11 protein-coding genes are annotated in these 17,058 nt (G+C 51.1%); 7 read left to right on the top strand and 4 right to left on the bottom strand.

The annotated features are described in order from the left end of the window. Positions 1-153 precede the first annotated feature (153 nt). From surE to ACFWUL_RS08255, 3 genes are all read left to right on the top strand, one after another. Complete coding sequence (surE, locus tag ACFWUL_RS08265; protein WP_297021488.1) at positions 154-927, top strand: 5'/3'-nucleotidase SurE; 774 nt, start codon at positions 154-156, stop codon at positions 925-927. Between the two features lie 431 nt (positions 928-1,358). Further along, complete coding sequence (locus tag ACFWUL_RS08260; protein ID WP_416176959.1) at positions 1,359-1,661, top strand: metal-sensing transcriptional repressor; 303 nt, start codon at positions 1,359-1,361, stop codon at positions 1,659-1,661. A gap of 468 nt (positions 1,662-2,129) precedes the next feature. Further along, positions 2,130-5,165, top strand: coding sequence for a heavy metal translocating P-type ATPase (locus ACFWUL_RS08255; RefSeq protein ID WP_416176958.1), 3,036 nt, complete (start codon positions 2,130-2,132; stop codon positions 5,163-5,165). A gap of 360 nt (positions 5,166-5,525) precedes the next feature. Here the strand turns inward: ACFWUL_RS08255 and ACFWUL_RS08250 are convergent, their stop codons facing one another. Continuing rightward, on the bottom strand, positions 5,526-5,912 hold the full coding sequence (locus ACFWUL_RS08250; protein ID WP_297019309.1) for a rhodanese-like domain-containing protein: 387 nt from the start codon (positions 5,910-5,912) through the stop codon (positions 5,526-5,528). A gap of 833 nt (positions 5,913-6,745) precedes the next feature. Next, the gene (locus tag ACFWUL_RS08245) at positions 6,746-7,471 is read right to left on the bottom strand and encodes a hypothetical protein (RefSeq protein ID WP_416176957.1); all 726 of its coding nucleotides are present in this window, start codon (positions 7,469-7,471) and stop codon (positions 6,746-6,748) included. 394 nt (positions 7,472-7,865) lie between these two features. Between ACFWUL_RS08245 and cdaA the strand changes: the two genes are divergently transcribed. Together cdaA and ACFWUL_RS08235 are read left to right on the top strand one after the other, a co-directional pair. After that, complete coding sequence (gene cdaA, locus ACFWUL_RS08240; RefSeq protein WP_297019299.1) at positions 7,866-8,690, top strand: diadenylate cyclase CdaA; 825 nt, start codon at positions 7,866-7,868, stop codon at positions 8,688-8,690. Beyond that, complete coding sequence (locus tag ACFWUL_RS08235; RefSeq protein ID WP_416176956.1) at positions 8,687-9,607, top strand: YbbR-like domain-containing protein; 921 nt, start codon at positions 8,687-8,689, stop codon at positions 9,605-9,607. Before cdaA ends, ACFWUL_RS08235 begins: the two co-directional genes overlap by 4 nt. A gap of 606 nt (positions 9,608-10,213) precedes the next feature. Here the strand turns inward: ACFWUL_RS08235 and ACFWUL_RS08230 are convergent. Then, entirely contained in the window at positions 10,214-11,401 is a 1,188-nt protein-coding gene (locus ACFWUL_RS08230) for an IS110 family transposase (protein ID WP_416176955.1), read from the bottom strand. A gap of 405 nt (positions 11,402-11,806) precedes the next feature. On the opposite strand from ACFWUL_RS08230, the gene glmM reads away from it, so the two are divergent. Both glmM and ACFWUL_RS08220 read left to right on the top strand, forming a co-directional pair. Beyond that, entirely contained in the window at positions 11,807-13,156 is a 1,350-nt protein-coding gene (glmM, locus tag ACFWUL_RS08225; RefSeq protein ID WP_416176954.1) for a phosphoglucosamine mutase, read from the top strand. 486 nt (positions 13,157-13,642) lie between these two features. Beyond that, positions 13,643-15,808, top strand: a complete 2,166-nt coding sequence (locus tag ACFWUL_RS08220; RefSeq protein ID WP_416176953.1) for a TonB-dependent receptor — start codon at positions 13,643-13,645, stop codon at positions 15,806-15,808. A gap of 85 nt (positions 15,809-15,893) precedes the next feature. On the opposite strand, the gene ACFWUL_RS08215 is transcribed toward ACFWUL_RS08220, so the two are convergent. After that, complete coding sequence (locus tag ACFWUL_RS08215; RefSeq protein ID WP_416176952.1) at positions 15,894-16,877, bottom strand: diacylglycerol/lipid kinase family protein; 984 nt, start codon at positions 16,875-16,877, stop codon at positions 15,894-15,896. Between the last annotated feature and the right edge of the window lie 181 nt (positions 16,878-17,058).

Genomic DNA, 17,058 nt, shown 5'->3' with positions numbered 1-17,058 from the left:
GCCGCTGGACCTCAACTTTCAACTCTCAACTCTCAAATCTCAACTCTTCTCTTTATATTCCCTTTACCTGTTTTCTATCAAATCCATATAGAAGCACTTCTATCTTTATGGTAAAATAAAACTATGTAAATGATTTAGAAATCAGGTGAATCTATGCATATTTTTATGACCAACGATGATGGATTCGAGTCGCCGGGACTCATTGAGATGGCGAAGAAACTGGCCCGCCTGGGTCGGGTGACGGTGATTGCACCGAACCGGGGACGGAGCTCCTGTTCTTCCTCCCTGTCTCTCCAGACCTATCTCCGCATGTGGCATAAGGAAAGTTATGGAGAAAACATTTCCGTCCTTTCCTGCAATGGCACCACCGCGGACTGCTGCAAGCTGGCACTGGAGCACTGGCTTCGGAATGACATGCCGGACCTGGTGGTATCCGGTATTAATAACGGTTTCAATAATGGCACCGACTGTCTCTACAGCGGCACCGTGGCGGGAGCCCTGGAAGGGGCGGTGTTCGGTATTCCTTCCATTGCCCTGTCGGCAGATACCATCAAGGATAAGGATTTTCTGGAAAAGGCATCGTCCTTTGCCTTTGAAGTCATCAGGAAATATTTCGTGGACATGAAGTACAAAGGCACCCTGAGCCTGAACATGCCGAAGGATAAAGAGGACCTCACCTGGGGAAACCTGAAGGTCACAAAGCTCGGCGTCCAGCGGTATGAGAATGCCATCCGGGAAATGAAGGACCCCTCAGGGCACCTGGGATTCTGGCTTTCCGGGAAAATGCTTCCCGATGCGGCACCGGATACGGATGTCTTCTGGATCCACCGGGGCTACCCCACATTGACAGCCCTCACATGGAACATGACGGACCGGGATAACCTGGATGCCGTGAAATCTGTGGCCCGGCAGATGGCGGGAGAATAAGAAAGCAGCAGCGAAAAGCTGCTGCTTTTTATATGGCAAAATTGCGGTTTATCGAGCTGTTGGGGTTTGGCGGTTGGCGTGCTTGCGGATAGAGTCACTTGTGCGGAGCTTCTAGCTGTTAGCTGCTAGCTTCTAGGAAAGCTGGCCAGCCTACGGCACGAATGACTGACGGGAATACCGGGTGGAAGCGCCGCAGGCGGATCATCCATCCTAGCAGCTAGCCGCTAGTAGCTAGAAGCTCCATGCGAATGACTCTACCCATCAGCGTCGCCCCATTAGTTCGATTGCAATATCGCGGCGGAGCCGCTGGACCTCAAATCTCAACTCTCAAATCTCAACTCTATCTTTCTCCCTCTTGACAGGGGACCCCAGGGGGGTGTAGTATTAGGACCGTAAGAGATAAAAGATTTTCGATATAAGGAGATATAACCATGGCAGATGTAGAATCCTGTGAATGCCGCCATACCCAGAGGACGGAGGAAGAACGGAAAAAGCTTCTGACCCGCCTGAAGACGGTGGAAGGGCAGATCCGGGGCATTGAGAAGATGGTAGAAAATGATGCCTACTGTCCCGATATCGTCATGCAGGTGTCGGCGGTGACGAACGCACTGAACAGTTTCAACAAGCTTCTCCTGGCCGCCCATATCCGAGGCTGTGTGACCGAGGATATCCGGGAAGGGAAGGAAGGCAAGGTGGACGAGCTCTGTACCATGCTGCAGAAGCTGATGAAGTGAGAGAGGCTGATAGAGCTGTTCCCAGGTCGGATTGATTGAGGTCCGGCTATTAGTTAGGAGTGAGGAATGAGGAATGAGGAGTGGCGGTGCGGCGCACAATTCATATAGCGCCGCGAGTTTTAAGAATTTAGCCCATGCTGTTCCACTACGGCAGGTAAGAGATGAATTTATCATGCTTGCAGATACAGCAAGCCTTGGGCCTTGAGCTGGCCAGCCGCTGTGCGGCGGTGGTCTTGTGGCCGAGCGTGTTGCGTCCAGATGGGGGCTTCTAGCTGCCAGCTTCTAGCTTCTAGGAAAGCTCTATAGCCTACGGCACGTGTAACTGCCGGAAGTATCGAATGGAAATCGCCGCAGGCTGATCAGTTTTCCTAACGGCTAGCCGCTAGCAGCTAGAAGCCTCCGCACGCAAGACTCTATCCGTCAGCGCCGTTTTTCACATTTGTATTTATCCAGAAAGTTGGTGATTTTATGGCTGAAAAATGCCAGTATATGGTTTCCGGTATGACCTGCGCCGCCTGCCAGGCCCATGTGGAGAAGGCGGTGTCCAAGGTGCCGGGAGTGAAGCAGGTGACGGTGTCCCTGCTCACAAATTCCATGGCCGTAGAAGGAGACGCTTCTGCGAAGGACGTGGTTTCTGCCGTGGAAAAGGCGGGGTATGGGGCGAAACCCATGAATGGTTCCGTCGAAGAGACCTCTGCCCTGGCGGCAGAGGAGGAAGCCCTGAAGGACCACGAGACGCCGAAACTGAAGCGGCGGCTCATTCTCTCTATTATTTTCCTTGTGTTCCTCATGTATATCACCATGGGACACAACATGCTGAACCTGCCGGTTCCTGCATTTCTGGACCACAACCATCTGGGCCTGGCGCTGACGGAAATGATTCTTTCCTTTATCGTCATGGCCATTAACCGGGCTTTCTTTACCTCCGGTTTCCGGTCCCTTTTCCAGGGGGCGCCGAACATGGATGCCCTGGTGGCCATGGGTTCCTCCGTTTCCTTCGGCTGGTCCCTTTACGTCTTTTACAAGATGACGGTGCTCATCACTGAAGGGGCATCGAATATGGACATCATGCCCATTTACCACGACCAGCTGTACTTCGAGTCCGCCGCCATGATTCCTGCCATCATTACGGTGGGGAAACTGCTGGAATCCATTTCCAAAGGCCGCACCACGGACGCCCTGAAGAGCCTTATGAAGATGGCGCCGAAGACGGCGGTGGTGGAGCGGAATGGAAATCCCGAGACCGTGCCTGTAGAACGGGTGTCTATCGGCGATGTTTTCATCGTGAAGCCCGGAGAATCTATCCCGGTGGATGGAGAAATCCTGGAAGGGGAAACGGCGGTGGACGAGTCTGCATTGACTGGCGAGTCCATTCCGGTGGACAAGAAGCCGGGAGATACGGTGAGTGCCGCTTCCATGAATACGAATGGCTACATCCGGGCCCGGGCTCTCCGGGTGGGGAAGGATACCACCTTTGCCCAGATCATCCGGCTCGTGAGCGATGCGGCAGCCACAAAGGCCCCCATTGCCCGGATTGCGGATAAGGTGTCCGCCGTCTTTGTACCGGCGGTCATGGCCATCGCCCTGGTGGTATTCCTGGTATGGCTGTACCTGGGAGCACCGGTATCGGTGGCCCTGGAATACGCCATCTGCGTCCTCGTCATTTCCTGCCCCTGCGCCCTGGGCCTGGCAACGCCGGTGGCCATTATGGTGGGCAACGGCATGGGTGCGAAGAACGGCATCCTCTTCAAGACCAGTGAATCCCTGGAAAATGCAGGGAAAATGGCCATTGTGGTCATGGATAAGACCGGTACCATTACTGAAGGGAAACCGGCGGTTACCGATATCATTCCCGCGGAGGGAGTCAGTGAAAAGGATCTCCTGGAAGCAGCGTATTCCCTGGAAGTAAAATCGGAACATCCCCTGGCAAAGGCTGTGGTGGCCTATGGGGAAGAAAAGGGGGTCAAAGCCCTGGCCCTCGATTCCTTCCGCAATCTTTCAGGCCATGGGCTCATGGGAACGGTGAATGGAAAAGAAATTCACGGAGGATCCATGGACTATATTTCCACACTGGTTTCCACGGATTCCATGAAAGACAAGGCGGAAGCTTTGGCTGATGAAGGCAAGACGCCCCTCTTCTTTGAAAAGGGCGGAAAACTTCTGGGCCTCATCGCTGCGGCGGACGTGATCAAGAAAGACTCTGCCCAGGCGGTGGAGGAACTCCATGACATGGGAATCCGGGTGGTCATGCTCACCGGGGACAATGAAAAGACCGCGAGAGCCATTGCCCAAAAGGCAGGAGTGGACAAGGTCATTGCCGGCGTGCTGCCGGATGGGAAGGAAGCGGTCATCGAAGCCTTCCAGAAACAGGGTAAAGTGGCCATGGTGGGCGACGGCATCAACGATGCGCCGGCCCTGGCCCGGGCGGACCTGGGTATCGCTATCGGTGCCGGCACGGACGTGGCCATCGATTCGGCGGACGTGGTGCTCATGAATTCGAAGCTCACCGACGTATCTGCGGCCATCCGCCTGTCCCGGGAGACCCTTCGGAATATCCATGAGAACCTGTTCTGGGCCTTTGCGTACAACATCATCCTTATCCCCCTGGCTGCCGGCCTGTACCCGGGAATCCGGATGAACCCCATGTGGGGTGCTGCGGCCATGTCCCTGTCCAGTTTCACGGTCTGCATGAATGCCCTCCGTCTCAATCTCTTCAACCTGCATAACAGGAAACACGACAGGAAGAGAAAGATGGTGGACCTGCCGGATGTGGAAGCGCCGAAAAAAGAGGAACTTCCGAAAGCAGCTCCTGCGCTCCAGACTGCATCTCCCGCAAAGGAGGCCACGGTACTGGTGGATGGCATGACCTGCCACAACTGCGAACGCCATGTGAAGGAAGCCTTGGAGTCTCTCCCATTCATCGATTCCGCCTCCGCCGATTTCACTACGGGAAAGGTAAAAATAACCGCTGACGGACCTCTGGATGAAGAAGCCATGAAGAAGTCTATAGAGGATGCGGATTACATATATAAGGGGATACTCCCCGAAAAACAGGCCGAAGGCAGCCATGCCACGGTGCTGGTGGACGGCATGATGTGCGAAAACTGCGAGCACCACGTGCAGAAGGCGCTGGAATCCCTGCCCTTTATTACTTCCGCCCATGCGGACCATACGAAGGGAACCGTGGATATTACCTATAGCTCACAACCCGACGAGGCAGCCATGAAAGATGTGATTGCCAAGGCGGATTATGAATATAAAAAAATCATATTTCCAAAGGAGGAAACAAAGATGAAAGAAACCGTTAAAATTGAAGGTATGATGTGCAATCACTGCGAAATGACCGTAAAGAAAGCCCTGGAAGCGCTGGACGGCGTAGAAAAGGCTGACGTATCCCATGAAAAGGGCACCGCTGTCCTCACACTGGACAAGGCCGTAGCTGACGGAGATATCCGGAAAGCCATCGAAGCCAAGGATTATAAGTTCGTGGGCATTGAAAAATAAGACATACGAAAAGAGCTGCACCGGATGTGTATCCGATGCAGCTCTTTTTGGTGGGGAAAATGTGAAAAATGGGACAAGAGAAATAGCGATATTTCAGTATTGCGGGCTGTTGGGGCGACGCTGATGGGTAGAGTCAAACGCGTGAGAGCTTCTAGCTTCTAGCGGCTAGCTGCTAGGAAGGATGATCCGCCTGCGGCACTTCCAACCGGTATTCCCGTCAGTCATTCGTGCCGTAGGCTGGCCAGCTTTCCTAGAAGCTAGCCGCTAACAGCTAGAAGCTCCGCACGAATGACTCTATCCGTAAGCATGCCAACCGCCAAACCCCAACAGCTCGTCAAACCGCAATTCTATCTTTTATTCCTACTTCTCAATCTCATAGGGCCAGTCCAGGATGCCGCCCATGTCGCGGACGTCGGTGTAGCCCAGTTCTACCAGCTTATTGGCTGCTTTTTTGCTGCGGACACCGGAACGGCAGTATACGATGACCGGTGCTTTCTTATCCGGCAGCTTTTCCACGACCGATTCATTGATGGTGCCAAGGGGAATGAGCTTTGCCGTAGGTACATGGCCTTCGCTGTATTCCGAAGGCTCACGGACATCGATGACGGTGATGTGGTCTTTCAGGATCATTTCATGGCCCGCTTCCGGTGTGATCTTGTGGTAGGCATCGGAAGCAGCGGAACCGCAGCCGCCTAAGAAGACGATAGGAATGAGCAGGGCAAAACAGAGGAAAAACAGATGGTGCATGGGAATACCTCCTTTTGATAATAAGGTCAAGTTTGCGCTGGCAGATAGAGACATTCGTGCGGGGGCTTCTAGGGAAGCACTGATTAAATCGTTGTCAGATTTCATTCTTGGATTTTTATGCAATGCGAGGAATAGCTCGACGCGAATAGCGAGCTATTTAAGGAGAGCTATGACGAAGCAGTGCATAAAAATTCTTATGAAATCTGACTCTGCGAATTAATCAGCGCTTCCCTAGCTACTAGCGGCTAGCAACCAGGAAAGCTCTACAGCCTACGGCACGAATGACTGGCGGAAATACCGGATGGTAAGCGCCGCAGGCTGGCCAGCTTTCCTGGCAGCTAGTGATGCGTCTCAATCACATTTGGGATAATGATTAACGCTGACTTGAGTGCATTATTACAGTTTCTTCCCGTCCTTAAATACACTTGACTCCATCCCTAACTCGTCATCTCGAGCGGTGGTAAGCACCGTAATGACGCAAAATATAAAAATCGAATGTGAGAGAGAGTCGAGAGATCTCTCAGGAAATTGCCTTTGACGGTCTTACAACGCCGACAACGGTTGAGAATCCCTGTATTCCCGAAAGCAAGAAAGATTTCTCGACTCATCGTAGCTGTAGCGATTCTAAACTGCATTGTCATCTAGCATGTTGCCACCGCTCGAAATGACGTTATTGGGGGAGTTTCCACTTGCAAATCTATCACTAAGTTATCATATAATTAAGCAATCATTAGCACAAATGTGATTGAGACAAGACACTAGCAGCTAGAGGCTAGCAGCCCCGTGCCAAATGACTCTAATCGTAAGCATGCAGAACAGCGCAGCAGGGGCCTTCAGGAGTGGTGGAAGGAGAAGAAGCTCTTCACCTTCTGCCAGAAGGACTGGATTCTTGAAATCTTTACGGCCTTCGGAGCTGCCTGGCGATGGGCGGCCTGGCGGACGAGCTGCATGTTCCGGTGGGCCGTGCGGGTCACGATGCGGGGCGGCGGGGTGAATGTCTTTTCGCTCTTGCCGGCACTCCCGGTCCTCATGGACGGCAGGGCCCGATGGGCGGCGTGGATGGTCCGCTTCTGGTGGCTCCGGTCCACCACTTTGAATGTGATTTCTTCCTTGTCCCGGCTCCGTGGGCTGGCGGCAGGGGCCTTTGGTGCCGCCGCTTTTGGGGGCGTTGGTTTCTGTGGACCGTCGGGGATGATCTGCCCCGTTTTCATGTCGAATTTGGCAAATCCCGGCTTGGCGCTGAAGGGATTGTCATCGAAATCATGGGCCCGGGCGGGGTTCGTCTCCATCCGGATCACCGGCGGCTCTTTGCCTTCCGCCGCCGCTTTCCGAGCCTCTTCCCGCTTCAGCTGGTTCATGAGCCGGTTCCGGGCCCGGGGGTCAAAGGCCGGTTCTTCGGTGGCCCAGAAGCCGGATTGCTGGATGTTTCTTTTATCAAGGTCATAGGAAATCCGTGCGCCGCAGCGGGTGCAGCGGATGGTGCCTTTTCGTTTTTTCACGTCTAAATCAAATAAAGTCAGTTTCTGCCCGCAGGCGTGGCAGATGAGCGTAAATGCCATAAGAAAGACCTCCTCTTATGTAAGTATAATGGACGAAGATGGGATGGTAAAGGGGAAGGAACGGTTTTGCATTCTTACGGTTAGAGTCACTTCTTTGGAGCTTCTAGCTTTTAGCTTTTAGCTTCCAGGAAAGCTGGCCGGCCTACGGCATGGAGATAGATATTCGGCAATTAATAGTCAATAAGCGCCGCAGGCTGTAAAGCTTTCCTAACAGCTAACAGCTAACAGCTAACAGCTAGAAGCTAAAAGCCCCAGGGGCGTGAGTCTAACCGTAAGAATGCAAACCCGCCGTTTGTTTCCCTTCATTTCACATATCTCCGGTTTCATGCTAAAATAAAACCATATTGTATATAGCTATTGATTTTACTTATATATAAAGGAGAACTTCCGAACTATGTTCAGTCAGATACAGGGCCTTTTCATGACCATGCGGCTGTGGGATATTCTCGATATCCTGGTGGTTGCCTTTTTCTTATATCGCATATACATACTGATCCGGGATACCCGGGCCACTGCGCTCCTGAAAGGGCTGGTATTCCTCGGTATCCTTACGGTGCTGGCAGGGTGGCTGCAGCTCCACGTGGTCAGCTGGATTCTCGATAAGCTCATGACTGTGCTCATCGTGGCACTGCCGGTGGTGTTCCAGCCGGAACTCCGTCGGGCCCTGGAGCAGATCGGCCGGGGAAAGTTCTACGTGTCTTCCCGGGTCATGAATGAGGTGGAATGGGATCACGTCATCGATGATGTGGTGGCGGCTACCATGACCATGTCCGCCAATAAAATCGGTGCCCTCATCGTTTTTGAACGGAGCGTGGGCCTGGACGACCGTATCGATACGGGCATCCGTATCGAAGGCCTGGTTTCCAAGGAACTGCTGGGCAATATTTTCATCGTCAATACGCCGCTCCACGATGGAGCTGTCATTATCCGGGAAAACCGGATCATGGCGGCAGGCTGCCTCCTGCCCCTCACCCGGGACCATAACCTGTCCACAGAACTGGGCACCCGGCACCGGGCGGCCATAGGCATGTCCGAGCAGGCGGACTGTGTCATCGTGGTGGTCAGTGAGGAAACGGGCATCGTGTCCTATACCTACGGCGGCCATATTTACCGCGGCCAGGATGCGGAGAGCCTGAAGAATATCCTTCGGAATTACCTCGTCCAGAGCAAGCCGAAGGGCGTCTCCGACATGCTGCAGAAATGGAGGCCTTTGAAATGAAATATACCAGATATGAATGGTGGCTTCCGAAACTGCTCTGCCTCATCGCGGCCTGCGCCCTCTGGGTGTACGTGATGAATGAGCAGAACCCCATGGTGGAAAATATGTATACCGTACCGGTGGAAACGAGGAACTTGGACCGGTCCCTGGTGGCTACGAACGTACCGTCCACGGTAAAAGTTAAGGTCCGCATGTCCCGGAGCGACATGATTTATATGCGGGCCGATAACATCAAGGCCTATGTGGACCTGGCGGGCATTACGGACGGGGACTATCCGAATACGGTGATTCACGTTTCCGTCCCCGGCGATGAGACCGTAGTTTCCGTGACGCCGAAGACCTTTGACCTGGTGGTGGATACCTACGCCGTGAAGACCCTGCCAGCCAACGTGCAGATCTTCGGTACGCCGGAGGCCAACTTCTCCGTAGAAAGCAATAAAGTCACACCCGATACCATTACCATTGCCGGCAGTTCTTCCAAGATCGCGAAGGCAGACCGGGCGGTGGTGTCCGTCAATATTTCCGGCAAGAACAAGAGCTTTGCTGAATTCGACAGCGTTAATATCCTGGATGCCGACGGCAATACGGTGACAGGCCTGGATATCATGCCGAGCCAGGTGAAGGTGGCAGTGAAGATGAAAGAGGAGACGAAACTCGGAAATCTTCCTATCAAGATAGATACCAAAGGGGAACCGGCCAAGGGATACAAGGTGGGCAAGATTACGGTGACTCCGCCGGTGGCTACTCTGACGGCTCCCATTTCCTACTTCGAAAATCACCGGACCCTGGACCTGGATCCCATCGACGTCACCGGTGCCAGTAAGGATATCCAGACCCTGCTGAATGTGCCGGTCCCCACCGGCGGAAGCGTGGCGGTGCCGAAGGTGACGGTGCACATAGAAATCGACGAGACCTGAGGGGAAGATTTGAGAATTGAGTGAAGAAAATTGAGGCCTGGCGGTTAGTATGCTTGCGTGTAGAGTCACTCACACGGAGCTTCTAGCTCTTATGAAATGACCTTTGTCAAGACCCCAAGCATGCCAAATATTCTTGCCAATAAGACTAGTTGCAAGATGTAATGGAATTAAATCGGTTTGGGAAAATTTGAACTTTACATGGAGCGGCTCATGTGATAGCCTGCTTCCTCTATGGCCATATTTTTTCGGCCCCTTGGCTTGGAAATCACATGAGCAGGGGCTCCATGTCAAGTTCAAATTGGTATGCGGGTTCCAGGCAATAGCTGCCTGGACAACATGGAGGAAGAGCTTTGCAGATTATTCCGGGGCTTGATCAGTCTCTTATACGTGGATTAACAGGTCAATGATTTCGCCGCGGGTTCCTTCAATCTTTTATTTGGAATCATGCCTATGCATGTCCTGCAAAGCTAGCACTAGGATAACCCAGCCTCTCTTAACTCAAAGCTCTCCCTTAATATTGTCCAAACCGCTATTCACCTTTTAATCATCTCCCTTCGGCTGTATTTTTATGCTTGTTGCCTAACTCAGAGAACTATGCGTGCGATGTCAAGCTTTTTTACGAATAACGTCAGCAGTGTGTCCAGTCATCATTCCCCAAATAAAGCCACTGAATTCCCGGGCAACGGCAGTAGCAGCAACATTACTGTTTTTCCCTTTCATAATCTTGTCTCTGAACCTTACGCGAAGTCTTCTGTTTGCTTTGTCCGCATAATGAATATCTGATGCACAGCATCCTTCCTGCCGTTTTCTCAAAGCCCTGCTCTTGTATCCGGGCCGCCCCCGTGAAAAGCCGGACCAGACTGCTTCAATCAGCTTCTTCCTCAAAACAATATTTCCGGCTTTTGAAATGCTGCCATAGTTGCCATCTTCATTACTGGAATGTTCAGTTGGGGTAAGTCCCAAAAAGGACGCAAAATGGCCTGCTGTAGGAAAGCGCTTGAAATCGCCAATAGTTACAATTAAACGAAGTGCAAAGCCATATTCTATTCCAAGGAAACAGCGCAGTTTATTGACATTAGCTGCATACTTTTTCTGCATTGCAAATGACTTAATCCTGACATCCAGATCTTCCAGCTTCTGCTGGAGGGTAAGCAGAGTTGTCATATACTCACTCAATGTTTCTTTATTCAATTCGCTCAGCGGGAGACTCATAATCCAATTCATATGTTTTTGGGTCCAGGTAGCTCCCTGGTTATAATGGAATCCCATCTGGTGCACAAAAGCAGTTATCCGCTGTTTAGTGACTTTAACCATATCCTGATGGTCGTCACGCATCCTGATATAGCGGAAAATGGATTCGTCTTCCTCATCGGGGACATAAATGGAAATACACTCACTTTTCGCCATGGCATTGGCAAGCGCTCTTGAATCAATATAATCATTTTTGAATTTTTTATCTCTGCTGCTTTTCTTCAAAGAAGAAGGAGCTATTACCATACAATCTACATTGGCTGCCATAAGCTTACGGTAAAGGCCATAACCGAATAACCCGGCTTCATAACCACAGATAACATGGCACTCTCTGTTAACGGCTTTTTTGCAATCACCAATGAACCGGAGCACATTCTTTACTGCAGGGCCAAGTTTACGAGGGGGAATAAGATCTAACGTAATAATTTCACCGGCAGGAGACATTTGATTAACGACAGCAGCCATCGTATAGTTTTCGGTATGGGTGTCGATACCAACATAAACGAATGGGATCGGGGACGTAAATGTGCTAGAATAAAACATGATGACCTCCTTGGTTGAGAAAATATGATCCTGTTCTCGTAAAATTGGCCTTGCAACTATATTTTACCGAAATTTGGGCATATACATCAAACTGGGGAGGTCATTTCATATTATCTTTTAGCTTCTAGCTGCTAGGAAAGCTGGCCAGCCTGCGGCGCTTCCCACCCGATATTTCCGTCAGTCATTCGTGCCGTAGGCTGCAGAGCCTTCCTGGAAGCTAGCGGCTAGAAGCTAGAAGCCCTCACGCGTTTGACTCTATCCATCAGCATCGCTCTAACAGCTCGTCAAACCGCAATTTGTCCTTTGGGACTACTTGCCAAACAGCTACAGCTCTTACTTGACTTAAAATCCCTTTCGATGTATGATTTGAAAGTTATTTCAAGAAATTTTTTGGGAGGAACTAGAATGGTTACATTATTTGGTACCGATGGCGTCCGTGGACTGGTGAATTCCACACTTATGCCGGAGCTGGCTTACCAGCTGGGCAGGGCGGCCGGTGCTTATTTCTGTAAGACAAAAGGGGACCACCGTTTCCTGATTGGCATGGATACCCGTATTTCCGGCTCCATGCTTACCGCAGCTCTTTCGGCGGGCCTCTGCGCATCCGGCGTGAATGTGGATATCGTAGGCGTCATCCCGACTCCTGGCATTGCGTACCTGACCAAGACGGAAGGATACGATGCGGGTGTCGTGATTTCTGCGTCCCACAACCCCTTCCCCGATAACGGAATCAAATTCTTTGACCGCAACGGCTACAAGCTACCGGATAAAACGGAGGAAGAAATCGAAAACATCCTCCGCCACGATGAAGATATCGTAAGACCTACCGGCGACGGTATCGGCGTCATCGAAGACCATCCGGAACTGGCGGAAAAATACAGGAACTACGTGAAATCTACGGTTCATGGCGATTTCAAAGGCATGAAAATCGTAACGGACTCCGCCAATGGGGCTGCCAGCCATTTCCTCCCGGGTATCCTTTCTGAACTGGGAGCGGAAGTGGTTCCGATTTTCCATGAACCTAACGGCGTGAATATTAACAACGGCTGCGGTTCCACCCACATCGAATCCCTCCAGAAAAAGGTGGTGGCAGAAGGCGCAGACTGCGGTATCGCCAACGACGGCGATGCGGACCGCTGCCTGTTCGTCGATGAAAAGGGCCAGGTCCTTGACGGAGACCACCTCATGGTCATCAATGCGCTGCAGATGAAAAAAGAGGGCCGCCTGAACGATAACATGGTGGTAGGCACCGTCATGAGCAACCTGGGCTTTGGCAAGGCCCTCAAAAAATACGGCTGCCAGACTGTTTCCACAAAAGTAGGGGACCGGTATGTGCTGGAAGAAATGCTGAAGCACAACTACTCCATCGGCGGCGAACAGTCGGGACACATTATTTTCCCGGAATTCAATACCACCGGCGACGGCCTCATTACCGCCGTGCAGACACTTATGGTCCTTCGGGACAGCGGCAAGAAGCTGTCTGACCTGAACGGCCTCATGACCACGTATCCCCAGATCCTGAAGAACGTGGAAGTCTACAGCAAGAATGGCTGGGAAGACAATGAACTGATCCAGGACTCCATCAAAGCAGGGGAAGAAGAGCTGGGCGCCGATGGCCGTATCCTTGTCCGCGCTTCCGGTACGGAACCTCTCATCCGTGTCATGGGTGAAGGAAAGGAACTGAACCAGCTGGAACGGATCGTGGACGACATCGCCTCGGTGGTGGAACACGAACTGGGCGTCAATAACGGCTGATAGAAAATAATCGGAACCCGTGAAAATGACCATTCATTTTCACGGGTTTTATAGTGGGGAAATCAGCCTATTGCGGTTTGTAGAGCTGTTGGAGCGAACGGTTTGGCATGCTTGCGGATAGAGTCACTCGCATGGAGCTTCTAGCTTCTAGCGGCTAGCTGTTAGGAAGGCTGATCCGCCTGCGGCGCTTCCGCCCGGTATTCCCGTCAGTCATTCGTGCTGTAGGCTGGCCAGCTTTCCTGGAAGCCAGGAGCTGGCAGCTAGAAGCCCCCGCCCGAATGACTCTACCCACCAGCGTCGCCCCATTAGCTTGACAAACTGAAATTGGCAGTTTCTCATAAGTCCATTAACTTTCCCTCCCTTCTGTACGGGTAGCGTATAATAGAATACAGAGAGGCGATTAGTATATTTTTTTAATATATTAACAAATCCTGTCAAATATGCTATCGTTATATTTGCACAATGAAAATTCAGGGGGTAATTTGGATGAAATTATCAGGAAAGAAAATCGCTGCCCTCATGGCTATTCTTGCCATGGGCGGCGCAGGTATGGCTTCTGCCGACTCTTCTACGCCGGTGTATGCATTGAAGGGGATTACGGTCACTGCGAACCGGCAGGCAGAACGGCTGCAGGATGTACCGGCTAACGTACAGGTGGTGACGGCGAAGGAAATCCAGAGCCGCAATATCCAGAATACGGCCCAGGCCGTGTCCATGGTGACCGGCGTATCCGCATCCCAGTCCGTGGAAGGTACAGTCAACCTTCGCGGCTACAGCTCCAAGAACGTGCTGGTCCTGGTGGATGGACAGCCTGTCAACAGTGCCTGGAATGGGGACGTGGACTGGAACATGATTCCTGTCAACAATATCCGTAAGATCGAAGTGGTATCCGGTGGCCAGTCTGCTCTCTACGGCGGCCGTGCCGTAGGCGGCGTCATCAATATCATGACGAAGACCCAGAAACAGGATGGCCTCCACGGTTCTGCCTATGTAACCTATGGCAGCCATGCCACTGTCAATCAGGGATACAATCTGGGATTCCGGAAAGATAAAGTTACCGTAGGTGCTTTCTACGACAGCCATATTACCAATGGTTGGAGAGACTATTCAGCTACCGCTTCGCTGAAGAAAGACAAGAAGGATAATTATGGATCTATTGCGGGGTACGATACTGATTCGTCCGGAAATCCGATTATTGGTAACCGCGGCAGGAAGTACGTTATGTCTGAAAGCTATGGATTCAATTTTGGATATGACTTTAATGATGACCAGAAGCTGACTTATAAATTTACCCGTTCTAATTACGATTGGGTTTACAAGGATCCCCAGACCTATGTAATGTCTAAGGGAAAACCGGTATGGAAAGGCTTTTTGCATAATGAAAATGGTACAAGCAGTTCATTTTATCCTTCCAGTTTTCTCGGAACAAAAGGATGGAGAGCCTATAATATCCATTCTTTGACCTATAATGACCAGAAAAATAAAATTCATGCCCACATCGGTATGACTGACTATCTGAAAGATGGGTATACCTCGCCCTCCTCCAGTGTAAATCCGGCAGATTCTTTCAATGGTAAAGGAACTAAAACTTCCTATCCTTCCAAGTCCTGGGATATGGATTTAAATAAGCGCTGGACATTCTCGCAGCACAATCTTTTAGCTGGTGTTTCTTATGGTTTGGATAAATTCGATGAAACCATCAGCGACATTAATGACTGGAAATCCTGGGGCAGTAAGGGAAGTGTAACACAAAAAGCAGGCGGAAAAGATAAGTACTGGGCTTTATATGTCCAGGATAAATGGGCCTTTACACCTAAATGGACAGCCTATATTGGCGGGCGATATGACCATTACAAGAAATATGATGGCTATGACAGCAAAAACTATACAGGGAAAGGAGACCTGCATTCCGGTAAATCTTATCAGAAGTTCTCTCCCAAACTGTCATTAGATTATGCTGCCAATGACAATACCAACTTCTATTTGTCCTATGGACGTTCCTTCAATACGCCTATTCTTTACCAGCTTTTCCGGTACTCTTCCTTCATGGGAAACAATATCTATCCGAATATGGGACTGAAGCCGGAAACAACGGATACCTGGGAATTTGGATTAAAACAGAAAATTCATAATAAGACAGATATTCATGCCGATGTATTCTACGCTAAGACAGAAGATTATATCCGGCTGAATAAAGCCAATAATAAACATGAATTTTATGAAAATGCCGGAGAAGCTAAGACCCATGGCTTTGAAATCTCCCTGAACCAGTACCACAGCGATGCATGGACTTCCTACATCAACTACACCTGGCAGGTAGGCAAGCTTGAGGGCTCTAAGAACTATGACATTCCGCACCACCTGCTCCATTTGGGGACAACCTATAATAAGGCACCCTGGACCATTAATCTGGACGGCATGTTTATTTCTGACAGGACAGAAGCAGGACAGGAAAGCGGCCATTTCAAGGCACGGGATGCTTATTTCCTCATGAACCTTTCTACGAACTACCAGTTCAACAAGAGCTTCGGCCTCCAGTTCGGCATCAACAACATGTTTGACCGCCATTACTATGATGAGGATATCAGCAATAATCATTACTATATCGGAGACGGCAGGACCTACTACCTCACTGCCCGGTATTCCTTCTGATTCCGTAAAAGGGCAAATCAAAAGACTCGGAGAACTTAATTCTCCGAGTCTTTTGATTCTTATGGTCTCTTTACTCTTCCCTGCTTTAGATCTTCGTTCCTTCTTCGCTCCAGGGCAGGTGGATATGGGGCTTCAGGAAACGGGGGAGAATGCCCTGGTCTTCCCTGGGATGGTTCGGTACGAATACGGGAAGCCGGGAGGGCAGGATTTCCAGGTCCAGGGGGAATGTGGGTCCCAGGTCCCCGTCCACATTTGTCACGAGGGGCTCGTTTTCCCGGATCGAAAGGTGGGCTTTCTTGAAGCTCACTACGGTGAGAAAATCCGGTCCCATCTGCACGCCGGCCAGAAGCTTCGGCGCCGATTTCAATGCCAGGAGCCATTCGAAATCATGGAAAAGGCAGAGTTTGATGACCCCTTTATTCCGCTCTTCCGGCGGGATGAGATTGTGGAAACTTCCGGCGGAGTCCGTGAGCATGGCGGCGATAAGGGGGGAAGACACTTCAATCACCGTGCCATTGTCTTCTTCGATGCGGAAATGGTAGGATTTCTGCTTCGATACCACCTGCATACCCTTCATGTAATAGGCAAGGGAACCGAAGAGGGTCTTTTCCTTGATGGTTACTTTTCCTACGGCTTCAGAAATGCTGCCGGCTCCTACCACGTTAATGAAGTACCGGTCATTCACCTTGCCCACGTCGATGTTCGTCTTCACTGCGGTCTCCAGCATATGGATGGTTCCCTGGGGGGACCGGGGAATATGGAGGGCCCGGGCGAGGTCGTTCACCGTGCCGAAGGGGACAAAACCGAAGGTGGAATTACTGTCCACGGGCACCATGCCGTTGATCACTTCGTTGATGGTGCCGTCGCCGCCCATGCAGATCACGTCCCGCCCCTGCTCGGCGGCTTCCCTGGCAAAGTTCGTGGCATCCAGGGGCTTTTCCGTCAGCCGGATGATGATATCGTCAAACCGTTTCGAAAGCACAGAGTGCAATAGGGGGATATACCGCGGCGCCCGTTCGTGGCCGGATGTCGGATTCACTATGACTGTACAATGTCCTTCAGGTTTCATACTGCTCACACTCCGTGAATATAGAGGTTTCTTTACCTCGGATTTACATTATGATTATTATACCAAACGGGAAGACATTTGGGGAGTAATGGGAGTTGCCGGTTTGCATGCTTACGGATAGAGTCATTAGCACGGGGTTGCTAGCTCCTGGGAAAGCTGGTCCGCCTGCGGCGCTTTCCGA

This window comes from Dialister sp., from assembly GCF_047832375.1.
Lineage (GTDB): Bacteria > Bacillota > Negativicutes > Veillonellales > Dialisteraceae > Dialister.
The sequence above is the reverse complement of the archived record's forward strand: the minus strand, read 5'-3'. Positions and strand labels throughout refer to the sequence as shown.